Raw genomic sequence first — 23,585 nt, forward strand, 5'->3', positions numbered from 1 at the left:
ATACCGTAAAGCAGAGAGGGGGAAAAACATGAAAAGCTGCCGTTTTAGCATGATATGGTTTTTGGCCGTTGTACTGACAGCCGGCATCTTTACGTTCTCAGCATCCGCACAAGCAAGCGGCGCTCAGCCGGAGAGAGAAATGAGAGCCGTCTGGATCGCGTCTGTCACTAATATCGACTGGCCCTCTAAAAAAGGGCTGTCACCGGAAGAGCAAAAAAGAGAATACAGCAAGCTGCTGGATGACGTTCAGGAGATGGGAATGAACGCCGTTATCGTCCAAATTAAGCCTGCGGCTGATGCTTTTTATCCATCAGATTACGGGCCTTGGTCAGAGTATCTGACAGGAACACAAGGCAAAAATCCCGGCTACGATCCGCTTGCTTTTTTAGTTGAAGAGACACATAAACGGAATCTTGAATTTCACGCTTGGTTCAATCCTTACCGGATCACGATGAATCACACAAATTTGAATGCGCTTTCAGACGATCATCCCGCGCGTTCTCATCCGGACTGGGTCGCTGCATACGGAAAACAGCTGTACTATAATCCTGGAATTCCGGAAGTAAGACAATTTATAACGGATGGAATCAAAGAGGTGGTCAGCCGTTATGACATTGATGCGGTTCATATGGATGATTATTTTTATCCTTATAAAATTGCCGGACAGGAATTCCCCGATCAGGCGGAATACGAACGGTACGGAAAAGCTCACTTTGCATCAATTGATGACTGGCGCAGGGATAACGTCAACCGGCTTGTAAAAGAAATCAACCTAACCATCAAACGAGAAAAACCTTATGTCAAATTCGGAATCAGCCCGTTCGGCGTATGGAGAAATGCCGCAGATGACCCGACAGGCTCCGAAACGGCCGCCGGGGTGCGGAACTACGATGACTTATATGCTGATACAAGAGAATGGATCCAAAAAGGATACATTGATTACATCGCACCGCAAATTTACTGGAGTATCGGATTTAAAGCGGCGGCATATGACGTCTTAGCGGATTGGTGGGGAAAAGAAGTGAATAATCGGCCGGTGCATTTATATATCGGGCAGGCAGCTTATAAAATCAACAACAATGCTGATCCGGCATGGGCCGACCCGGGGGAATACGGAAGACAGATTACTCTAAACAGGGGATCAGCTTGGATTAAAGGAAGCATGCATTTCAGTTTAAAGGATTTAAACCGTAATCCGCTCGATGTAAAAAACCGTTTGATCAAAGACATGTACAGCCGGCCCGCATTAATTCCCGAGATGCCTTGGCTCGGACAGTCGGCTTTAAAAAAACCGTCTGTCAAACGGGCGGAGAAGAACGCTTCAGGCCATACACTCTATATCGAAGATGCGAAATCCAACGGTAAAAAAACGGCTTATTACGCCATTTACCGCGCAGAAAAGGGAAAGCAGCCTTATTTAGTGGATACAGTCAGAAAAACATCGTCACGGACGCAGACATTTTCAGATACTGATATTCGGGGCAAAGAAGCCTGCACCTATATCGTTACTTCCGTTGACAGGCTTCACCATGAGAGCCGTCCCTCCGCAAAACGGACGATTAAATAGCCATTATTAATAAAACTGACAGTTGCCGCGCTGTCAGTTTTTTTGCGATGGATGAGTCCGAATGTTCAGACTTTATTTGGATGGAATGAATAAAGACCCCCATTAATAAAATGTAGAAAGCAGCAGAAGGAGGAAGGTTAATGAATTTTCAACTGACAAAAGAACAGCAGATGGTGCGCGAAATGGTCAGAGATTTCGCCAAAAATGAAATTGCCCCGAAAGCCCATGAGGTTGATCAATCAGCCGTCTTCCCGATAGACACATTTAAAAAAATAGGCGAACTCGGGCTGCTCGGAATTCCGTTTCCGGAAGAATACGGCGGGGCGGGCGGTGACACCATTTCATATGCAGCAGCGGTTGAAGAAATCGGAAAAGCCTGCGGCAGCACGGGGCTGAGCTACGCGGCAGCCGTGTCACTCGGCGCAAGCCCATTATACTATTTCGGTACTGAACAGCAAAAGCAAGAACATCTTATTCCGCTTGCTTCGGGAAAAGCGCTCGGATCATTCGGGCTGACAGAGCCGAATGCCGGTTCAGATGCCGGCGGCACCCAGACAAAAGCCGAGAAAAAGGGCGATGACTATGTGATAAACGGAGAAAAATGCTGGATCACAAACGCAAATTACGCCCGCACGGTCATTGTCACCGCCGTTACGGGAAAGAACTCCGCCGGAAAACCGATCATTTCAGCTCTCATCGTCCCGACAGACACACCGGGATTTACGATCACAAATCCGTACGACAAGATGGGTGTGAGAGGATCGGATACGGCCGAGCTTGTGCTGGAGGATGTCAGGGTGCCTGCCGATAACCTGCTCGGTGATCCTGAAAAAGGTTTTAAACAATTTTTATATACATTAGACGGCGGGCGGATCTCGATTGCGGCACTGGCTGTCGGTATCGCTCAAGGCGCACTGGAGGCGTCGCTGTCATATGCGAAGGAACGCAAGCAGTTCGGCAGTCCGATATCGTCATTTCAAGCCATTCAATTTAAGCTGGCCGATATGGCGATGGAAATTGACCTTGCCAGACAAATGGTGCTTAAAGCGGCATGGCTGAAGGATCAAAACCTGCCATTTACGAAAGAAGCGGCATTCGCCAAGCTTTATGCTTCAGAAATGGCCGTCAGAACCTGCCTTCAGGCCATCCAAATTCATGGCGGTTCCGGTTATATGAAGGAATGCGGTGTCGAACGTATGCTTCGTGACGCAAAGCTGATGGAGATTGGCGAAGGAACGTCAGAAATTCAAAGAATGGTCATCGCAAGACAGCTTTTGAAGTGAAATGAAAACGTTTACTAAGACAGGGATGGAAGGGGGCAGGTCATATGGCTGAACTTATCCATTTAACAGCCGGAAAGCTGCTTGAGCGGACCGCGGAGCTTTTTCCGGATCATGAAGCGGTTGTTTACCCTGAGTGCGGCCTTCGTTATACGTATGCCGAGTTTGACCGGTTATGCCGGCAAACCGCAAAAGGGCTGATGAAACTGGGAATTGAAAAAGGAGATCATGTGGCCATATGGGCATCCAACATACCGGAATGGCTCGCGGCGCAATTTGCAACGGCGAAAATCGACGCCGTTCTGGTCACCATCAATACAAATTTTCAAATCGCAGAACTCGATTACCTGCTGGCGCATTCAGACGTCTCGGCCCTGATAATCATGGATTCCTACCGGCAGACATCTTATGTTGAGTTGGTGAATAAGCTGATTCCGGAGCTGAAAACTTGTGAGCACGGCAGGCTGCGTTCGAAACGTTACCCCTTTTTACGGACGGTGTTATATATCGGTGATAAAAGCCCGCCCGGGATGCACCGCTGGGATTCTTTGCTGAAGGAAGGCGAAGCTGTAACGGATGCAGCGCTTGACGGAAGGATGGACAGCCTGAAAAAGGATGATTGCATTCATATGCAATATACATCAGGTACGACCGGATTTCCGAAAGGCGTCATGCTCTCACATTTTAATATCGTAAATAACGCGGCCAATATCGCAGAATGCATGAAGCTTACTTCAAGTGACCGTTTATGTATTCCCGTGCCGTTTTTCCACTGCTTCGGGTGTGTGCTCGGCGTGCTGGCGTGTGTTTCCGCGGGTGCGGCGATGATCCCGATCGAACAGTTTTCTCCGCCGGCCGTTCTGAAAACGGTGGAGCAAGAAGCCTGCACGGCTCTGCACGGTGTACCGACGATGTTTATCGCCCTCCTAAATGACAGCCGTTTTTCTGAATATGATCTTTCCCACGTCCGAACCGGGATTATGGCAGGCTCGCCATGCCCGGCGGAAGTCATGAGAGAAGTGATCGGCAAAATGGGGATGACCGACATTACCATTGCCTACGGACAGACCGAAGCATCACCTGTCATTACGCAGACAAGAACGGATGATTCGTTTGAAAGAAGAGTGGAAACAGCGGGGCGCGCACTTCCTCATATCGAAGTCAGAATCGTTCGGCCCGGAACATCCGGAGAAGCCGACCGGGGTGAACAAGGAGAGCTCTGCACCCGCGGATACCATGTCATGAAAGGCTATTATAAAAATCAAGAAGCGACCGAAGAAGCGATAGACAAAGACGGCTGGCTGCATACCGGTGATTTGGCGGTCATGGACGAGGACGGGTACTGCAAAATCACGGGCCGTCTGAAAGACATGCTGATCAGAGGCGGCGAAAATATCTATCCGCGCGAAATTGAGGAAATGTTATATCGGCATCCCGCAGTGGCAGACGTTCAGGTCGTCGGCGTGCCTGATCCGAAATACGGAGAAGAGGCCGCGGCGTGGGTCAGGCTCAAAGACGGACAAACCGCTTCCGCAGAAGACATCAGAACCTTTTGCAAAGAACATATCGCCCGCTATAAAGTCCCCAGGTATGTTTTGTTTACAGATGAATATCCAATGACAGCCTCAGGAAAAATTCAGAAATTCAAGCTGCGGGAAAAAACGATTGAAGAGCTCAAATTAACTTAATGAAAAAGGAGTGCTTCACATTTGTTTAAAAAAGTCCTGATTGCCAACAGAGGAGAAATCGCCTTAAGAATTATCCGCACCTGCAAACGTCTCGGCATCCCCTCGGCAGCTGTGTATTCAGAAGCCGACCGGGACGCGCTGCATGTAAAAATGGCTGATGAGGCCTATCCGATCGGTAAATCGAGAGTAAATGAAAGCTATTTACATATCGACAGAATCATAGAAGCCGCCAAATCCGCCGGAGCGGACGCCATTCATCCGGGCTACGGGCTGCTGTCAGAAAACAGCCTGTTCGCCGAACGCTGCCGGAAGGAACAAATCACATTTATCGGCCCGCCCGGTGATATCATCGCCAAGATGGGCAGCAAGATAGAAGCCCGAAAAACGATGCAAAAAGCAAAGGTCCCGATTGTTCCCGGTGTTTCAGAGCCATTGCCCGATGTTCACTCCGCCTTAGCCGAAGCCCGTGCCATCGGCTTTCCGGTCATGCTGAAAGCGTCTGCAGGGGGAGGCGGAATCGGCATGCAGATCGTACATTCAGAAGAAGAGCTGGCCAAAGCGTTCGAAGGCAATCAAAAGCGGGCCGCGTCCTTTTTTGGAGACGGCGCAATGTATATGGAAAAGGTCATTGAAAATGCCCGTCATATTGAAATTCAGATTCTCGCAGATTCTTTCGGAAACACCGTTCATCTGTTTGAACGTGACTGTTCAGTACAAAGGCGCCACCAAAAAGTGATAGAAGAAGCGCCGTCGCCGTTTGTTGACGATGAATTAAGACAAAGACTCGGTGAAACCGCCGTTAAAGCCGCTAAATCGATCGGCTACCAAAATGCAGGCACAATAGAATTTCTCGTCGACCAAAAGAAACAAATCTATTTTTTAGAGATGAACACAAGACTGCAGGTGGAGCATCCGGTGACAGAAGAAATTACAGGACTGGATCTTGTGGAAGAACAGCTGAAAATCGCCGCCGGGCAGGCGCTGACTTTCTCGCAGAAAGATATCAACCACCGCGGTCATGCGATAGAAGTGCGGATCTATGCGGAAGATCCGGTCACCTTTTACCCGTCACCCGGTGCCATCTCGTCTTTTTCCGTTTTAAGACACCCGTCAGTGCGACACGAATGCGCCGTAGAAAAGGGAAGCGTCATTTCTCCGTTTTACGATCCGATGATTGCTAAAATGATCGTCACGACGAATACGAGAAAACAAGCCATTGAACAACTGAAAACCGCCCTTGGCGAATATCATGTAGAAGGGATTAAAACCAACATTCCGCTGCTGACAAAAATTGCCCATTCAGAAGTGTTTGAAAAGGGTGAGGCAACAACCGGTTTTTTACAAACAATGAACGAGGGGGCGTCAAAATGAGCGTCATAAAAATTCAGATGGCGGGAAACCTGTGGAAAATTCATGTGAAGCCCGGTGATGTCATTGAAGAAGGACAGGAAGTGGCCATCTTGGAATCTATGAAAATGGAAATTCCGATTATCGCTGATGCAGCGGGTACGGTGAAAGAAGTGAAAAAATCAGAAGGTGATTTCACTGATGAAGGAGAGGTCCTGATTGAACTTCAATAAAACGGGAGGTGCAGCATGAACTGTCCGAAACATGTCCGCATCAATGAAGTAGGACCGCGTGACGGCTTGCAGAATGAATCGGCGTGGGTGGATACAGAAGATAAGATTGAGTGGATCAATATGCTGTCAAAAACAGGACTTCCCTATATCGAAGTGACATCATTCGTGCATCCGAGATGGATTCCGGCTCTTCGTGACAGCCTGGACGTCGCAAAAGGCATTGCCAGATCTGAACATACGGTCTACGCGGCTCTCGTTCCGAACCTCATCGGACTGGAGCATGCTGCAGAAGGCGGAATCGATCAGGCCTGTGTATTTTTATCTGCAAGCGAAACCCATAACCAAAAAAACGTAAACAAACCGATTGACCGGACCGTTCAAGAGCTCAGGCGGGTTATTACTGAAGCAAAAGCTGAAAAAATGGCGACGAGAGCTTATCTGTCTACTGTGTTCGGCTGTCCGTACGAACAGAACGTGCCGGTCGAACAAGTCATCCGCCTGTCAGACACCCTGCTCGAAATGGATGTTGATGAAATATCGCTCGGCGACACAATCGGCGCGGCAAACCCCTTGCAGGTCATAGCCGTGCTTGAAGCCCTTTTGCCGAGAATTCCCGCCTCAAAAATCGCACTCCATTTCCATGATACAAGAGGAACGGCTCTAGCGAATATCATTCCCGCTCTTGATATGGGGATTACATCCTTCGATACTTCCTCAGGCGGGCTTGGCGGCTGTCCGTATGCTCCGGGATCAGCAGGAAACGCCGCCACAGAAGACGTCATTTATATGCTCGAACAAATGGGGATTGATACCGGGACGGACATGAATAAACTTCTTTATGCCGCCGGCTGGATCGCGGATAAAATAGGCAAAGATCTGCCAAGCAGAAACCTGCAGGCATTCAGAACGAAATGAGAAAGGAGAAGCCATGGGAGATTGCGTCTTGTATTCTGTCTGTCAAGAAACGATCGGTCTGATCACGCTGAACCGCCCGCATGCGGCCAACTCACTGTCATCAGAAATGATTGATCATTTACAGCGTGTGATTGAAGACATCAAAAACTCGCCATCCATTCGCTGTGTCATTCTCACTGGCTCCGGAAACACATTTTGCGCCGGCGCTGATTTAAAAGAGAGAGCGGGGATGAATCATGAACAAGTTAAGAAAAGCGTCAGGCGTATCGGTGAAACGGCTGCATCCATTGAAGCTCTCCCGCAGCCGGTCATTGCAGCGCTGAACGGAACCGCTGTCGGAGGAGGCCTTGAACTCGCTCTCGCCTGCGATATCAGAACAGCCGTCAGCCGGGCGGGCCTCGGCCTTCCTGAAACAGGGCTTGCAATCATTCCCGGGGCGGGCGGAACGCAGAGACTGCCCCGGCTTATCGGCCCCGGCGCGGCAAAAGAATTGATCTATACCGGCCGAAGGCTTTCTGCCGAAGAGGGAAAAGACATGAAGCTGATCGAGCATGTTTGTGAAGCCGATGAACTTATGGAAAAAGCAAAAGCACTGGCCGGCCGCATCGCCGCTAATGGGCCGATCGCCGTCAGACAAGCAAAATCCGCGATAAACAAGGGTCTGGAGACAGATCTCAATACAGGGCTCGAAATCGAACGAAAAGCATATGAACAAGTCATCCCCACACTTGACAGAGAAGAGGGCCTGCGCGCTTTTAAAGAAAAAAGACCCCCTGAATACAAAGGAAAATAAAACATGGAGGGACTCGGATGGATTACGAAAAAGAACGGCAGACACGCAGCAAAACGATTGAAAAGGGAGGAGCCGCGAAATATCACGCAAGCAATGAAAAGAAGGGAAAACTTTTTGTAAGAGACAGGCTGAAGCTTTTATTGGATGACGGCATATCCGTTGAAGACGCTTTTTTCGCCGAGTGCATGTCAGACGGACTGCCGGCTGACGGGGTCGTTACCGGGATCGGAACCATCGGCGGCAGAACCGTTTGTGTGATGGCAAACGACTCAACCGTAAAGGCGGGCTCGTGGGGCGCGAAAACGGTGGAAAAAATCATCCGCATTCAGGAGACGGCGGAGAAGCTTCAGTGTCCGCTCTTGTACTTAGTCGATTCCGCAGGTGCGAGAATTACGGATCAGGTTGACATGTTCCCGGGCAGAAGGGGAGCCGGCCGCATCTTTTATAATCAAGTAAAGCTGTCGGGCCGCATTCCGCAAATCTGTTTATTGTTCGGTCCTTCCGCTGCGGGCGGCGCTTACATTCCGGCCTTTTGCGACATTGTCATTATGGTCGAAGGCAATGCATCCATGTACTTAGGTTCCCCGCGCATGGCAGAAATGGTGATCGGCGAGAAAGTATCGCTTGAAGAAATGGGCGGCGCCCGTATGCATTGTTCCGTATCAGGCTGCGGTGATCTCCTCGCCCCGACGGAACAGGAAGCAATCATGATGGCGCAGACATATCTCAGCTACTTTCCGGCAAATTATACTGAAAAAGCGCCCGTCAACAAATCTAAGAACCCGAAAGCTTTTGAAAAACCGCTCTCAGATGTCATCCCGGCACATCAAAACGCACCGTTCAACATGATGGATTTAATTGAACGTGTCATTGATGAAGACTCGTTTTTTGAGATTAAACCGTTATTTGCGCAGGAATTAATAACGGGGCTCGCGCGGATTCACGGACAGCCGGTCGGCATTATCGCCAATCAGCCGCGTGTCAAAGGCGGAGTTTTATTTCTCGATTCGGCGGATAAAGCCGCAAAATTTATCGCTTTGTGCGACGCATTCCATATTCCGCTTCTGTTTTTAGCAGACATTCCCGGATTCATGATCGGAACGAAGGTTGAGCAGGCGGGCATCATCAGGCATGGCGCAAAAATGATCTCCGCAATGGCGGAAGCGACTGTTCCGAAGCTTTCCGTTATCGTCAGAAAAGCCTACGGTGCCGGATTATACGCGATGGCGGGGCCTGCTTTTGAACCGGACTGCTGTTTAGCGCTTCCGACTGCGCAAATTGCCGTAATGGGTCCTGAAGCAGCGGTGAATGCGGTCTACGCAAACAAAATCAGCGAGCTGGCCCCTGAAGAAAGGCCGGCTTTTATTCAAGAAAAGCGTGATGAATATAAGGAAGACATTAACCTTTACCGGCTTGCCTCTGAAATGGTGATTGACGGCATTGTTCCTGCTGATTCCTTGCGGGAAGAACTCAATAAACGCCTCACTGCTTACATGTCCAAACAACTGACATTCACACACCGGAAACACCCCGTATACCCGGTATAAATAAAAAAAGACTGCATAGATCCGGCTCGGCAGCCGTTCTTATGCAGTCTTTTTTCACAGTCTTGATCTCATTTTCTTCACAACAAAATAAACAACAATAAATACGAGAGCCAATATAATGATCGGAGTTGTATACATTCCGGCATAGCTGTCTACGTCTTTCCACTGTCCCCCGAGCTGATACCCGAGATAAACGAAAATGACAGACCACGGAATAATGGCAAGCGTCGTCAATATGACAAACTTGGAAAGAGGCATTTTCGCAAGGCCGGCCGGGATGGAAATCGCATGTCTGACGACCGGGATAAACCGCGCCGAGAACACAACGCCGGCGCCGTAACGGCGAAACCAGTTTTCCGCAACATCAACATGATGCTTTTTCAGAAGTAAGTACTTGCCGTACTTGTCCAAAAACGGCCGTCCCCCATAACGGGCGATCCAGTAAATAAAGCACTGCGCGATCGTTCCCCCGATCACACCGGCGACAATGGCGCCGATAAAGCTGATCGTGCCTTCTGACACCATATAGCCTCCGTAAGCCAGAACGATTTCACTCGGAATGATTTCGATCATTAATCCGAGCGCAATCCCTAAATAGCCCATACTTGTCAGCCAGGATAATATTTCATTAATAAAATTGCCCACACTGTTCACAACCTCTTTATCTTTTTACCCAATTATATGACTGATTGACAAGCAAAATGGTTACAAATTATTTTTTAACGCACGATTTCTTCAGATTCTCTTTTTAACACCTCTTCTAAATAAGCTAAAAGTTTCGGTCTCATTTCTTCCCGCAGAAGCCCGATCTCCGTGCCGGCCTTAAAACAGCCGAACTTATCTCCTATATCAAACCGGCTTCCTTCAAGCTCCCGCGCGTAAATGCTTCGGGTGCGGCATATTTCGCGCAGCGCGTCTGTCAATTGGATTTCGTTGCCCGCGCCTCTTCCGATCGTCTTCAGCGTTTTAAAAATGGCAGGGGTTAATATGTAGCGGCCCAACACGGCAATATGAGAGGGTGCCTTTTCAACAGCCGGTTTCTCAATCAGATCCTCAACCCGGTACACATGACCGCTCTGCCGCCCCGTCTGTATAATACCATATTTGCTGACATCAGCAGGATCGACGGGCTGTACGCCGATCGTTTCTGTGCCGTGTTGGTTATAGACGTCTATGAGCTGTAAAAGAGCGGGAGTGTCAGATACCATAATATCATCACCTAAGAGAACGGCAAAAGGCTCATCTCCGATAAAATGCTCCGCACACAGCACTGCATGGCCTAGTCCGAGCGGTTCTTTCTGACGGATGTAATGAATATTGGCCAAATCGGCAATCCGCTGCATTTCCTTCAGCGTCTCTGACTTGCCTTTTTCCTCAAGATTGAATTCCAACTCCGCCGACCGGTCAAAATGATCTTCAATCGAGCGTTTGTTTCTCCCTGTAATAATCAGTATATCTTCAATTCCTGACGCTGCTGCCTCTTCGACAATATATTGGATTGCCGGTTTGTCGACGATCGGCAGCATTTCTTTCGGCTGCGCCTTTGTCGCCGGCAGAAATCTCGTTCCTAAACCCGCTGCGGGGATGACCGCTTTTCTCACTTTTTTTCTCATTCATCTTCACTCCTGATCCTGTATGTTTTTCAGCGAATCTCCAAATACCCAGATTCGGTTTCCGATAAAATTCATCATCATTCCGCCGATAGTGGCGGCGAGCTTACTCACCAAAAGCGAACAGCCGCCTTTTTGAAATGCGTACAGCAGCAAAAAGGTGATTCCCGACGCGGCAAGATTAATGATGAGAAAGCGCACGATCTCTTTCCCGTCAGCCTTGTGTTTTACACGAAACGTCCACTTCCGGTTCCACACATAGCTGTTGATGATCCCTGCCGAATAGGAGCAGATCTGCGCCGGCAGATAGGGGACATGGCAGGCGGTGAGAAGAAAGAAGACACCAAAATCGATCAGCGTATTGCCGGCGCCCACGGTGCAAAAACGGCCTGCAGTCTTTACTTTTTCTTTCAGCATAACGGCATCCGGTTTTGACCTCCCTTCATAAGTAAGATGCGGATCGCTGTCCTATTTGTTGATATGGATTACTTTAGCGGACAGTGTTGAATAAACAATTACTAAAATATGAACAAAACATGAAAACGTAATGAGGCTTTGTAAAACCCATTAAGTTAACAGTTTTATAGTTTAGGTTGACATATTACGTGCAAGACACTAATATTCTGTATGAGTGTTAACCTTTTATTATTTTGGTTAACATTAAATTTCGAAATAAAAGAAAGGAGGGAAATTTTCATGCGGGAAGAGACCTATTACAGCGTCAGAATGAGAGCTTCCCGAAACGCCCCCCATGAGCAGGGCGGAAAACATATTTCCGGCGGAGAACGGCTCATCACTTACAGCGGTTTACAGGAAGCGGTAGATGGCTTATTACATAAAGGCTTCTCACATTCAAGAGGGATACCTGATTTTATGCAGATTCAGCTTGAAAGCGTTCATGAACCGATCGAAACGATCCGCCCTTTGCCGGTTGCCCTCCATCAAACAGACACGCCGGAAAAAGGACAAGCAATTGCCCGCAAGCTTCTGCAAAAGGCGGGGATTCCTCCGCACATGATAGAGAAAGCGTACGAAAACATTACGGAATATGCAGAAGCAAGAGGAGCGGTCCTGTTTGATATCCGGGCAGGAAAACGCATTGACGGCAGAGGAAATAGAGGTGTGCGGGTATCCCGAGTGGATTGGCCGTCACATGATTTTCAAAAATGGGCTTTTACTCACAACATGCCGGAAAATTCACGAATAAAAGAAGCACATGCCATCGCGGCAAAAGTTTGCGCACATCCGGGAATTATTGCCGAATTGTGCTGGTCAGATGACCCTGATTACATAACAGGCTACGTTGCCGCAAAGAAGCTGGGATATCAGCGGATTGCCAAGATGAAGAATGCCGGAGATGAAAGCGGATGCCGGATTTTCTTTACTGATGGCTCTATAGATACGGAGAGCTGTATCCATTTTTTAGAGAAGCAGCCTGTATTCATTCAGCGGGAGGGGAACATATGAAACAATCAATGATTGAAAAAAGCAAACAGCATCTTTGGCTGCCTTTCACACAAATGAAAGATTACGATGAAGATCCGTTAATCATTGAAAGCGGAAACGGGATCATGCTGAAAGACATCAGCGGCAAAGAATATTATGACGGCTTTTCTTCAGTATGGCTCAATGTACACGGCCACCGCAAAAAAGAAATGGATGAAGCGATTCAAAAACAGCTTGAAAAAATCGCTCATTCGACTTTGCTGGGTATGACGAACGTTCCCGCAACAGAACTTGCCGAGATGCTGACGGGCATCACACCGGAAAAGCTGACACGCGTTTTTTACTCCGACAGCGGAGCGGAAGCAATGGAAATCGCTCTGAAAATGGCCTTTCAATACTGGAAAAACGTAGGGAGACCTAAGAAGCAGTCGTTTATTTCGATGCAGAACGGCTATCACGGCGATACGATCGGAGCCGTCAGCGTCGGCTCCATTGAACTCTTCCACCATGTGTACGGCCCGCTGATGTTTGAAAGCTACAAAGCCCCGATTCCTTATGTATACAGATCTGAAAGCGGCGACCCCGTACAGTGCCGGGATGAATGCCTTCACGCGCTCGAACAGCTGCTTGCAAAGCACCACGAAGAGATTGCCGCACTTACGATTGAATCGATGGTGCAAGGCGCATCCGGGATGATCGTCATGCCTGAAGGCTTTCTGGCAGGCGTACGAAAGCTGTGTACGGCATATGATGTGTTAATGATCGTTGACGAAGTGGCGACGGGGTTCGGCCGCACCGGAAAAATGTTTGCCTGCGAGCATGAAAATGTCCAGCCGGACTTGATGGCGGCAGGGAAAGGCATTACGGGAGGCTATTTGCCGATCGCTGTGACGTTTGCCACAGAAGCCATTTATGAAGCCTTCTACGATGACTACGACAAAATGAAAACATTTTTCCACGGCCATTCCTATACAGGAAATCAGCTTGGCTGTGCCGCGGCAATTGAAAATCTGCGTTTATTCGAATCAGAGCGCATCGTTGAACGAGTCGCCGAAAAATCAAAAACGGCTGCGAAATTTCTTCATGATCTGAAGCAGCTTCCTCATGTCGGCGATGTCCGCCAGCTCGGTTTGATGTGCGGCATAGAGCTTGTGCAGGATAAGGGGACAAAACAGCCTTATCCGCCTGAAAAGCGGATGGGATACAAGGTGTCCTTGAAAATGAGAGAGCTGGGTATGCTGACACGGCCGCTCGGTGACGTCATCGCCTTTCTTCCGCCGCTCGCCAGCACAACCGACCAGTTACAAGCCATGATCTCCATTATGAAAGAAGCGATAGCCGAGGTGACCGGCCGTGGATTTTGACGGATGGCTCCTCGGAAGGCTCGATGCGGTGAAAAGAGACGGGCTGTATCGGACGCTGCGAACACAGGAAACCGCTCTTAAAACCAAGGGGCAAAAGCGGCAGACCTGGGCGTCCAATGACTATTTAGGCCTGTCAAAAGATGAACGGCTGATCACAGCCGCGCAAACAGCGCTGAGCCGGTTCGGAGCGGGAAGCGGCGGCTCACGGTTAACGACAGGAAATACTGTGTGGCACGAAAAACTTGAACAAACAATCGCGGACTTTAAACAGACGGAAGCGGCTTTATTATTTTCAAGCGGTTACTTGGCGAATATCGGCGTGCTTGCCTCACTGCCTCAAAAAGGCGATGTCATTTTAAGCGATCAACTGAACCATGCGAGCATTGTTGACGGCTGCCGTTTATCAAAAGCGGAAACCATCGTGTACCGCCATATTGATATGGATGATCTTGAGAAAAAACTTGCCTCCGTCCAGACGCGGAACCGCCGCTTTATCGTCACAGACGGCGTTTTCAGCATGGACGGCACAATTGCGCCTCTTGACCGCATAATGGCGCTTGCAAAGCAGTACCAGGCATTTGTGATAGCAGATGACGCGCATGCAACCGGTGTACTCGGGGAAAACGGCGGAGGAACCAGTGACTATTTCGGTGTTTGTCCTGATGTTGTCATCGGCACATTAAGCAAAGCTGTAGGAACGGAAGGCGGTTTTGCCGCGGGATCAAACATTTTTATTGATTTTTTGCTGAATCAGGCGCGGACGTTTATTTTTCAGACGGCCCTCCCGCCGTCAATTTGTGCGGCTTCGCATACGGCATTTGACCTCATATCAGATATGCACGATACGCGCCGTGAGCTGCAGTCGTCTGTCAAAAAGATAAAAACGCGTCTGGCCGATATGGGCTTTATCGTAAGAGGCGGGGATACACCGATTATCCCCGTTATCATCGGTGATGCAAAAACAGCGGTTTCAGCCGCTGCGCTGCTGGAGAAAAAGGGAATCTGCGCCCCGGCCATCCGCCCGCCCGCCGTTCCGGAAGGCGAAAGCAGAATCAGGCTGACCGTTACGGCGGATCGCAGCTTACAGGACATAGACGAGCTGACAGAAGCATTTGATTCCATTAGAAAAGAGCTGAATATAAACAAATGAGAAGTTTTTTTGTCACAGGAACAGATACCGGCGTCGGAAAAACCATCGTTTCTTGCGGACTTGCCGCGGCATTCAGGCAGAAACAGGCGGATATCGGAGTGTTTAAGCCGTTTTTAAGCGGCGTGCCGCGGACTCATCCGGAAAGTGACACCTCGCTGTTGAAAAACATGTCACAAACCGCACTGTCTCATGAAGAAATTACGCCATTTGAATGGAAAGAGCCGCTTGCGCCGTACACGGCCGCCATGCTTGAGGGGAAATGCGTGAGCATGGATGAAGTCATGGCCCACTGGAGTAAGATCAAAAATCGTCATGAGTGTTTCATCGTCGAGGGGGCAGGCGGCATTTCCGTTCCGCTTGGTGAAAATTACTTAGTCAGTGATTTGATAAAAGCCTTGGAATTACCGGCAGTGATTGTCGCCAGGCCTGATCTCGGAACCATCAACCACACATATTTAACCGTTGAATATGCGAAAAACATGGGGATAGAGGTTCTCGGCATTATGATCAACGGCGTAAGGAACAGGCCGGGGCTGGACGAGAAGACAAACCCGAGCATGATTGAAACATTATGCAAAGTTCCGATTTTGGGAATCACACCGAAGCTGGATCTCGTTTCACCGGAAAACATTCAACACATGATTGAGAAACATATAGATGTTTCCTCTTTCATGAATCTGACACAAATGGGGAGATAAACATGAATCAATGGATGGATCTTGCAGAGAGAGTGCTGGACGGGGCGGAAGTAACGAATCAAGAAGCGCTGGCCATTTTAAATTGTCCTGATGAGGATCTTTTATTGCTGATGCATGCCGCTTTTCATATCAGAAAACGATTTTACGGAAAAAAAGTAAAGCTGAATATGATTATGAATGCAAAATCAGGTCTGTGTCCGGAAAATTGCGGGTACTGTTCACAATCTTCAATATCAAAAGCGCCGATCGAGTCTTATCGGATGGTGGATAAGCATATATTGCTTAAGGGGGCAAAACGCGCCCACGACCTGAATATAGGGACATACTGCATCGTCGCCAGCGGGCGGGGACCGTCGAACAGAGAAGTAGATCAAGTTGTTGATGCTGTCAAAGAAATTAAAGAAACGTACGGTTTAAAAATCTGCGCATGCCTCGGTCTGCTGAAGCCGGAACAGGCAGAGCGGCTGAAACAGGCAGGAGTAGACCGGTACAATCATAACATCAATACATCACAAAGGAATCATTCAAACATTACGACTTCCCACACGTATGACGACAGGGTCAATACAGTGGAAACGGCGAAACAATCGGGGATGTCGCCTTGTTCGGGTGTCATCGTCGGCATGAAAGAAACGAAACAGGACGTCATTGATATGGCGAACAGCTTAAAAGCGCTTGACGCCGACAGCATCCCGGTTAATTTTCTGCATGCGATTGACGGAACTCCGTTAGAAGGGGTAAGCGAATTACATCCGGTGTATTGCCTGAAAGTGCTCGCCTTGTTCCGTTTTATCAATCCGACAAAAGAAATCCGTATCTCAGGAGGCCGGGAAGTCAACCTTCGTTCGCTGCAGCCGCTGGGACTTTACGCCGCAAATTCGATTTTCGTCGGAGATTACTTAACGACAGCAGGGCAGCATGAAACAGAGGATCATCAAATGCTCCATGATTTAGGGTTTGAAGTCGAATCCGTTGAAGAAATGAAAGCCGGCCTGCAATCCGCCTGCAATACGGAGGTATAAGATGACGGCTGGCCTATCAAGTGCACATCCGTCTCTCCATGCGGATTCGGATTTTTGGAATGACCCTTACCCGTTTTATGAAAAACTGCGATCCATTGATCCTGTTTATAAAGGAACCGTATTAAAACATCCGGGCTGGTATGTCACCGGGTACAAAGAGGCGGCATCGATTCTGAAAGACACCCGATTTAAAAACCGCATTCCTCTTCCGGAAGCTTCAACGAAATATCAAAATCTATCGCATATCCAGCACGATATGCTGTTATTTAAAAATCAATCAGACCATAAGCGGATGCGGATGCTTATAGGTAAAGAATTTACCGCAAAGACGGCGGAATCACTTCGCCCCTGTATAAAAGAAACGGTTCATGACTTGTTGGATCAAATCCAAAACAAAAAAACCGCAGACCTTGTTTCAGAGTTTGCCTTTCCATTGGCAAGCCTCATCATTGCGGAGATACTCGGAGTGCCGAAAGAGGAGAGATATCAATTCAGACAATGGACGGCAGACGTCATTCAGGCCATTGATCTTACCCGGTCAAGAAAGACGTTAGTCAGAGCAAGCGACACCGCAGGCAGGCTGACTGCATATTTCAGAGATTTGATTCACGAGCGGAAAGCACATCCTCAGGAAGACTTAATCAGCAGGTTTATCATGGGGAAACAGCTTTCAAAAGACGAAGTGCTCGCGACATGTATCTTACTTGTCATAGCCGGACACGAGACGACGGTAAACCTCATGAGCAACGGTGTGTTTACTTTATTGAAACACCCTGAACAGCTTAGCGCACTGAGAGAAAACCCCTCGCTTATTGAAACTGCTGTCGAGGAATGTCTGCGCTACGACAGCCCCGCGCAGCTGACGGCACGCACCGCTTCAGAAGACTGTGAAATAAATGGAAAAACCATAAAAAAAGGAGAGCAGGTATACATCTTTTTAGGAGCAGCCAATCGCGATCCAAGCATATTCGATCAGCCTCATAAAATGGACATCCAAAGAAAACCGAATCCGCATCTTGCATTCGGAAAGAACGCCCATTTTTGCATAGGCTCCTCATTAGCGCGCATCGAAGCACAAATTGCAATTCTCACACTGTTTGAGCGGATGCCTAAGCTTCGGCTGGCCGCACACCGCCTTGAATACCGCAAGCTCATTGGTTTTAGGTCGCTCAAAGAGCTTCCGGTTGTCCTTGGCTGAATGACCATGCAGGAGGGCCGGATTTTATCGGTTCCTCTTGCAGGAAATAAATGAAAGAAAAAAGAATACATATTTATAAAGCAAAAATCCTCTCTGATCCATCTCACTATCCCTAAAAAAACTCACTGCTCAGCCAATCAATATCATGAAGCAAGGGTCTCCTTTTTTTCGCCAAAACGGAAAATTCACCGTGATGCACATTTTTTCAGCCTCAGAAACTGTGCAAAACCGGCATGTTTTTTGCTTTATTTTCTCGATTTTTGTAAGCGCTTACTAATTTTGAGCAGAAAAGAGGGGGATTTGTGGACATTGTTATTATTTTATTGGCATTAGGCATGCTGATGTTTGCGGCTTACCGGGGCTTTTCAGTCATTTTATTCGCCCCGATTTGTGCGCTGTTTGCCGTGCTTCTTACAGATCCAAGCTTCGTACTTCCTTTCTTCTCGAATATATTTATGGAGAAGATGGTAGGATTTATTAAGCTGTATTTTCCCGTATTTCTTTTAGGGGCCGTTTTTGGCAAGGTTGTTGAAATATCCGGGCTCGCCGAGTCGATTGCAAAAACAATCGTCAGGCTTGTGGGAGCAAAAAGAGCCATTCTCGCCATCGTCTTAATGGGTGCGATTTTAACGTACAGCGGCGTCAGTCTCTTCGTAGCGGTGTTTGCCATTTATCCGTTTGCTAAAAACCTATTTATTAAAGCTGATATTCCCAAGCGTCTGATACCCGGTACGATTGCATTGGGCGCCTTTACTTTTACAATGGATGCACTTCCCGGCACACCGCAAATTCAAAATGTCATTCCGACAGCTTTTTTTAAAACAAACATTTATGCCGCTCCCTGGCTCGGACTGATTGGTGCAGCATTTGTGCTTACGGCCGGAATGATTTATTTAGAATCACGGCGCAAAAAAGCGGCCAATGCCGGAGAAGGCTATGCTGGATTTCAATCTGAAGTTTCCGCTGCAGAGGAACCCTCAGGTCTGGCTAATGAAAAACATACGCCTGTTTTACCGCAGGAGGCAGAACCCAGCCCCGCGCGGCAAGTGCTCGCTTTTGTTCCGCTTATCCTTGTGGGGGTCATGAACAAATGCTTCACGATGTGGCTCCCGCATTGGTACCCTGACGGATTTGATTTTGCGCAGCTCGGTTTAGAAGCGTTCGGGAAGATTGACCTTTCCTCCGTCACTGCGATCTGGTCAGTAGAACTCGCACTGTTCATCGGAATCATGACAACGATTTTGTTCGATTGGAAAAAAGTGCTCTTTAATTTGAAAGAAGGACTGAATGAGGGCATCGGGGGTGCCTTGCTGGCGTCGATGAATACAGGAGCCGAATACGGATTTGGCGGCATCATTGCGGCGCTTCCCGGCTTTAAAATGGTCAGCAGCGGCATATCGCAGACGTTTACTGATCCGCTCGTCAACGGAGCGGTGACGACCACTGCGCTTGCCGGGATTACAGGATCGGCATCAGGAGGAATGGGCATCGCTTTAAGCACGATGTCAGCAGCGTATACAGAAGCAATCAATACATTCCACATCCCGCCGGAGGTCATGCACCGGGTGATTTCGATGGCCTCCGGCGGGATGGACACTCTTCCGCATAATGGCGCCGTCATTACGCTGCTCGCGGTCACCGGGTTGACCCACCGCCAATCCTACAAGGATATCTTTGCCATTACCGTCATTAAAACAGCAGCTGTGTTTGTCATCATCGCTATTTACAGTCTGACGGGCCTTGTGTAGCCAAAACAGAAAGGGGAAACGAATATGGGAAAAGGAAAAGTGATGGACTCTTATAAAGATGCTGCTGCACTGATCAAGGATGGAGACACCCTCATCGCAGGAGGCTTCGGCCTGTGCGGCATTCCGGAACAATTAATTCTCGCGATCAGGGACAGCGGCGTGAAAAACTTGACCGTTGTCAGTAATAACTGCGGTGTTGATGATTGGGGGTTAGGCCTCCTGCTTGCAAACCGGCAGATCAAAAAAATGGTCGCATCCTATGTCGGAGAAAACAAAACCTTTGAACGGCAGTTTTTAAGCGGAGAGCTGGAAGTCGAATTGGTGCCCCAAGGAACGCTCGCAGAAAGAATTCGCGCGGGAGGGGCGGGCATTCCGGCGTTTTATACACCTGCGGGCGTCGGAACATCAGTAGCCGAGGGAAAAGAACATAAGACATTTGACGGGCGCACCTATCTTCTGGAGAAAGGGATTACAGGGAACGCCGCCATCGTAAAGGCTTGGAAAGCCGATCCTCTGGGCAACCTGATGTTCAGAAAGACGGCGAGAAATTTCAATCCGCTCGCTGCAATGGCAGGCAAAGTGACGATTGCAGAGGCTGAAGAAATCGTCGATGCCGGAGAGCTTGATCCGGATCAAATTCATACGCCGGGTATTTTTGTGCAGCATGTGCTGCTTGGCGGGATTCATGAAAAACGGATTGAACGCCGCACCGTCCGGCAAGCATGATAAAGGAGGCTGACAGAATGAGAGATAGCAGAAAACGAATGATCAAACGGGCTGTAAAGGAAATTAAGGACGGAATGAATGTGAACTTGGGAATAGGGATGCCGACGCTTGTAGCCAATGAGATACCGAATGATTATAACGTCCTGCTTCAGTCTGAAAACGGCTTGCTCGGGATCGGGCCTTATCCGGCGGAAGGAACGGTTGACCCCGATCTGATCAATGCGGGAAAAGAAACCATTACCGAGGTAAAGGGAGCCTCGTATTTTGACAGTGCCGAATCCTTTGCCATGATTCGCGGCGGCCACATTGATGTAGCGATTCTCGGCGGGATGGAAGTTTCCGAACGGGGAGATTTGGCGAACTGGATGATCCCCGGAAAAATGATCAAAGGAATGGGCGGCGCCATGGACCTGGTGCACGGAGCAAAACGGATTATTGTCATTATGGAGCATGTTAATAAATATGGGGAATCTAAAGTGAGAAGGGAATGTACGCTGCCTTTAACCGGCAGGCAGGTGGTCGATCGGCTGATCACAGATTTGGCTGTATTCGATTTTCATGATGGTCGTATGACGCTCACCGAACTGCAGGAAGGTGTAACAATGGAGGAGGTCTTTGAGAAAACAGAAGGTCATTTTACTGTCAGCCAGTCGTTAAAAAACGGGGTCAGACCAAAATGAGGAGGTGCCGCCATGGATTCATTGCTTATTGAAAAAACAGCCGTTGTAACAGGAGCAGCCGGAGGAATCGGGCTTGAAATTGCAAGAGAATTCGCCCGTGAAGGAGCAGCCGTCATCATCTCTGATGTAAACGAACAAGCGGGGAAAGAAGCGGCGGCAGGACTTAAAGATGAAGGCTGTGAAGCAGTCAGCATCACATGCGATGTAACAAATGAAAAGCAAGTGGCCGACATGCTGCAGACGGTCGAGAAACAATTCGGACGTCTCGATATCCTTGTGAATAATGCGGGCATTCAGCATGTCGCGCCCATCGAGGAATTTCCCACCGAACAGTTTGAACGGCTCATTCGTGTCATGCTGACTGCGCCATTTATCGCAATGAAGCATGCATTCCCCATTATGAAAAAACAGCAATTCGGTCGAATCATTAATATGGCGTCTGTCAACGGGCTGATCGGTTTTCACGGGAAAGCGGCATATAACAGCGCCAAGCACGGCGTCATCGGTTTAACGAAAGTCGGTGCACTTGAAGGCGCGGCTGACGGCATTACCGTCAATGCGCTTTGTCCGGGATATGTGGACACTCAGCTTGTCCGCAATCAGTTAAAGGACATTTCCGCAACAAGGAATGTACCGTACGAGCGGGTGCTTGAGGACGTCATCTTTCCGCTCGTTCCCCAAAAACGGCTGCTGTCAGTGAAGGAAATCGCTGATTACGCCGTATTTTTGGCCAGCGACAAAGCAAAAGGGGTCACAGGTCAGGCCGTAGTCATGGACGGCGGGTATACCGCTCAATAGTTCTTGTACTATTTAAAAAACAGCCGCTCTGAACGGCTGTTTTTTTTATGCCTGAAAACCTTGTTCACTCAATAGGCCGATTTACTGCGTCAATCGGTATCCGGGCTGGGTCATTTACTTGTTCTGCGGCGTATTTTGTCCTTGCAGATTTTCCTCACCAGATCCATCTCTTGCGCCGCATTTATAATCAAACGCCCTCAGTTTACAATCCTTCACAGATATACAAATGAATTTTTACAATAAACAGAAAATATGTAATTTCTGACACAATAACGCCAATAGCCCTAAAACATATGAAACATGAAGAGCTCGTCCTAAGTGAAGAAGAGGCGGTAACAGGCTCCACTCCGGCTTTTCATCATCTCTCTTTAAGACTGATTTTCGGTGAAACCCCCATGTTTTATTTTATGAATAAATATATCTAATTCGTTTGTAAAATCGAACAATAACTCCTCCGAAAGTATTCTATACACATTTGTTATAATCATGCTAGGATGTTAGATAAAGGGATAATTTGTAGGATATTGTATTTCTGTTCAATATGATCGGAGGAATCTCATGAACAATCTTGCCTTTTTATTTCCTGGACAAGGGTCTCAATTTGTAGGAATGGGCAAACAATTTTGGAATGATTTTGTGCTCGCAAAGAGATTGTTTGAAGAAGCGAGCGATGCGATCTCCTTGGATGTAAAAAAACTGTGTTTTAACGGAGATATGAATGAATTGACAAAGACAATGAACGCGCAGCCCGCTATTTTAACGGTCAGTGTTATTGCTTTTCAAGTGTATATGCAGGAAATAGGGGTGAAGCCCCGCTTCCTGGCAGGTCATAGCTTAGGCGAATATTCAGCGCTTGTCTGTGCCGGCGCCCTTTCTTTTCAGGATGCCGTTACACTTGTAAGGCAGCGGGGAATTCTTATGCAAAATGCGGATCCTCAGCAGCAGGGGACGATGGCCGCCGTGACTCACCTCTCTCTTCAAACGTTGCAGGAAATATGTTCGAAAGTGTCGACGGAAGACTTTCCGGCAGGAGTAGCCTGCATGAATTCAGAACAGCAGCATGTGATTTCCGGACACCGGCAAGCTGTGGAACGTGTCATCAAGATGGCGGAGGAAAAGGGAGCGGCATACACTTATTTGAATGTCAGTGCGCCTTTTCACAGTCCGATGATACGATCAGCATCTGAACAATTCCAGACTGTATTACACCGGTATTCCTTCCGGGATGCCGCATGGCCGATCATTTCAAATGTCACCGCACGCCCTTACAGCAGCGGAAATTCGATCAGCGAACATCTCAAGCAGCACATGACGATGCCGGTAAGATGGACGGAATCGATGCATTACTTGCTTTTACACGGAGTCACAGAAGTCATCGAAATGGGTCCGAACAATGTCTTAGCCGGTCTGCTGAGAAAAACAACGAATCACATTGTACCTTATCCCTTAGGACAGACATCTGATGTTCACTTGCTTTCCAATTCAGCGGAAAGAAAGAAACATATTGTCCGTTTACGCAAAAAACAACTGAATAAATTGATGATTCAATCCGTCATTGCGCGCAATTACAACAAGGATTCAGCGGCTTATTCCAATATGACGACGCCATTATTTACGCAAATCCAAGAGCTGAAAGAGAGAATGAAAAAGCATGAAGACGTGCTTTCAGAACAAGAACTCGAACATTCGATCCATTTATGCAAATTAATTTGTGAAGCTAAACAGCTTCCGGCTTGGGAAGAATTGCGGATTTTAAAATAAAGCGCCCAGGAGGG

Annotated in this window: 22 protein-coding genes; 19 read left to right on the plus strand and 3 right to left on the minus strand. The window is 48.3% G+C overall.

All coding sequences use genetic code 11. The annotated features are described in order from the left end of the window. Positions 1 to 28 precede the first annotated feature (28 nt). The 8 genes from MJQ52_RS01845 (at position 29) to MJQ52_RS01880 (ending at position 9,370) form a co-directional block, all read left to right on the plus strand. Positions 29 to 1,567: a glycoside hydrolase family 10 protein gene (locus MJQ52_RS01845; protein WP_094246875.1), complete on the plus strand. Its 1,539-nt coding sequence runs from the start codon at positions 29 to 31 to the stop codon at positions 1,565 to 1,567. A 140-nt stretch (positions 1,568 to 1,707) separates the two neighbouring features. Further along, complete coding sequence (locus MJQ52_RS01850) at positions 1,708 to 2,850, plus strand: acyl-CoA dehydrogenase family protein (protein ID WP_003153894.1); 1,143 nt, start codon at positions 1,708 to 1,710, stop codon at positions 2,848 to 2,850. Between the two features lie 44 nt (positions 2,851 to 2,894). Then, on the plus strand, positions 2,895 to 4,535 hold the full coding sequence (locus MJQ52_RS01855; protein WP_094246876.1) for an AMP-binding protein: 1,641 nt from the start codon (positions 2,895 to 2,897) through the stop codon (positions 4,533 to 4,535). Between the two features lie 21 nt (positions 4,536 to 4,556). Then, positions 4,557 to 5,906 carry an acetyl-CoA carboxylase biotin carboxylase subunit gene (locus MJQ52_RS01860; RefSeq protein ID WP_094246877.1) on the plus strand — a complete coding sequence of 450 codons (1,350 nt, stop codon included), beginning with the start codon at positions 4,557 to 4,559 and terminating at the stop codon, positions 5,904 to 5,906. Next, positions 5,903 to 6,115, plus strand: coding sequence for an acetyl-CoA carboxylase biotin carboxyl carrier protein subunit (locus MJQ52_RS01865; RefSeq protein ID WP_007410121.1), 213 nt, complete (start codon positions 5,903 to 5,905; stop codon positions 6,113 to 6,115). Before MJQ52_RS01860 ends, MJQ52_RS01865 begins: the two co-directional genes overlap by 4 nt. A 15-nt stretch (positions 6,116 to 6,130) precedes the next feature. Then, positions 6,131 to 7,030 (plus strand): hydroxymethylglutaryl-CoA lyase, encoded by a 900-nt coding sequence (locus MJQ52_RS01870; RefSeq protein WP_094246878.1) that lies wholly within the window; start codon positions 6,131 to 6,133, stop codon positions 7,028 to 7,030. 13 nt (positions 7,031 to 7,043) lie between these two features. Further along, positions 7,044 to 7,823, plus strand: coding sequence for an enoyl-CoA hydratase (locus tag MJQ52_RS01875; protein ID WP_058906072.1), 780 nt, complete (start codon positions 7,044 to 7,046; stop codon positions 7,821 to 7,823). 17 nt (positions 7,824 to 7,840) lie between these two features. Further along, on the plus strand, positions 7,841 to 9,370 hold the full coding sequence (locus MJQ52_RS01880; protein ID WP_094246879.1) for an acyl-CoA carboxylase subunit beta: 1,530 nt from the start codon (positions 7,841 to 7,843) through the stop codon (positions 9,368 to 9,370). Positions 9,371 to 9,424: 54 nt separating this feature from the next. Here the strand turns inward: MJQ52_RS01880 and MJQ52_RS01885 are convergent, their stop codons facing one another. From MJQ52_RS01885 to MJQ52_RS01895, 3 genes are all read right to left on the minus strand, one after another. Continuing rightward, on the minus strand, positions 9,425 to 10,015 hold the full coding sequence (locus MJQ52_RS01885; RefSeq protein WP_003153904.1) for a DedA family protein: 591 nt from the start codon (positions 10,013 to 10,015) through the stop codon (positions 9,425 to 9,427). A gap of 74 nt (positions 10,016 to 10,089) precedes the next feature. Further along, the gene (galU, locus tag MJQ52_RS01890) at positions 10,090 to 10,983 is read right to left on the minus strand and encodes a UTP--glucose-1-phosphate uridylyltransferase GalU (protein ID WP_094246880.1); all 894 of its coding nucleotides are present in this window, start codon (positions 10,981 to 10,983) and stop codon (positions 10,090 to 10,092) included. A gap of 6 nt (positions 10,984 to 10,989) precedes the next feature. Next, positions 10,990 to 11,397: a GtrA family protein gene (locus MJQ52_RS01895; protein WP_094246881.1), complete on the minus strand. Its 408-nt coding sequence runs from the start codon at positions 11,395 to 11,397 to the stop codon at positions 10,990 to 10,992. Positions 11,398 to 11,676: 279 nt separating this feature from the next. Between MJQ52_RS01895 and MJQ52_RS01900 the strand changes: the two genes are divergently transcribed. The 11 genes from MJQ52_RS01900 (at position 11,677) to bamD (ending at position 23,571) form a co-directional block, all read left to right on the plus strand. Next, positions 11,677 to 12,447 (plus strand): 6-carboxyhexanoate--CoA ligase, encoded by a 771-nt coding sequence (locus MJQ52_RS01900; protein ID WP_094246882.1) that lies wholly within the window; start codon positions 11,677 to 11,679, stop codon positions 12,445 to 12,447. Further along, positions 12,444 to 13,790, plus strand: coding sequence for an adenosylmethionine--8-amino-7-oxononanoate transaminase (gene bioA / locus MJQ52_RS01905; RefSeq protein ID WP_094246883.1), 1,347 nt, complete (start codon positions 12,444 to 12,446; stop codon positions 13,788 to 13,790). The genes MJQ52_RS01900 and bioA overlap by 4 nt, the downstream gene beginning before the upstream one ends. After that, positions 13,780 to 14,940, plus strand: coding sequence for an 8-amino-7-oxononanoate synthase (gene bioF, locus MJQ52_RS01910; RefSeq protein ID WP_094246884.1), 1,161 nt, complete (start codon positions 13,780 to 13,782; stop codon positions 14,938 to 14,940). Before bioA ends, bioF begins: the two co-directional genes overlap by 11 nt. After that, a complete protein-coding gene (gene bioD, locus MJQ52_RS01915; RefSeq protein ID WP_070081911.1) occupies positions 14,937 to 15,638 on the plus strand; it encodes a dethiobiotin synthase in 702 nt (233 codons plus the stop codon). The genes bioF and bioD overlap by 4 nt, the downstream gene beginning before the upstream one ends. Positions 15,639 to 15,640: 2 nt before the next feature. Continuing rightward, a complete protein-coding gene (bioB, locus tag MJQ52_RS01920) occupies positions 15,641 to 16,660 on the plus strand; it encodes a biotin synthase BioB (RefSeq protein WP_079004869.1) in 1,020 nt (339 codons plus the stop codon). Between the two features lies 1 nt (position 16,661). Then, positions 16,662 to 17,858 carry a cytochrome P450 gene (locus MJQ52_RS01925; RefSeq protein ID WP_094246885.1) on the plus strand — a complete coding sequence of 399 codons (1,197 nt, stop codon included), beginning with the start codon at positions 16,662 to 16,664 and terminating at the stop codon, positions 17,856 to 17,858. Positions 17,859 to 18,160: 302 nt separating this feature from the next. Beyond that, positions 18,161 to 19,606 (plus strand): GntP family permease, encoded by a 1,446-nt coding sequence (locus MJQ52_RS01930; protein WP_094246886.1) that lies wholly within the window; start codon positions 18,161 to 18,163, stop codon positions 19,604 to 19,606. 24 nt (positions 19,607 to 19,630) lie between these two features. Further along, on the plus strand, positions 19,631 to 20,332 hold the full coding sequence (locus MJQ52_RS01935) for a CoA transferase subunit A (protein WP_003153920.1): 702 nt from the start codon (positions 19,631 to 19,633) through the stop codon (positions 20,330 to 20,332). 17 nt (positions 20,333 to 20,349) lie between these two features. Further along, positions 20,350 to 21,012, plus strand: coding sequence for a CoA transferase subunit B (locus tag MJQ52_RS01940; protein ID WP_094246887.1), 663 nt, complete (start codon positions 20,350 to 20,352; stop codon positions 21,010 to 21,012). A 12-nt stretch (positions 21,013 to 21,024) separates the two neighbouring features. Further along, a complete protein-coding gene (locus MJQ52_RS01945) occupies positions 21,025 to 21,810 on the plus strand; it encodes a 3-hydroxybutyrate dehydrogenase (RefSeq protein ID WP_070081905.1) in 786 nt (261 codons plus the stop codon). 558 nt (positions 21,811 to 22,368) lie between these two features. Continuing rightward, positions 22,369 to 23,571, plus strand: coding sequence for a bacillomycin D biosynthesis malonyl-CoA transacylase BamD (gene bamD, locus MJQ52_RS01950; protein WP_094246888.1), 1,203 nt, complete (start codon positions 22,369 to 22,371; stop codon positions 23,569 to 23,571). Positions 23,572 to 23,585: the final 14 nt, after the last annotated feature.

This window comes from Bacillus sp. jun7 (assembly GCF_051034795.1).
GTDB classification, from domain to species: domain Bacteria; phylum Bacillota; class Bacilli; order Bacillales; family Bacillaceae; genus Bacillus; species Bacillus velezensis.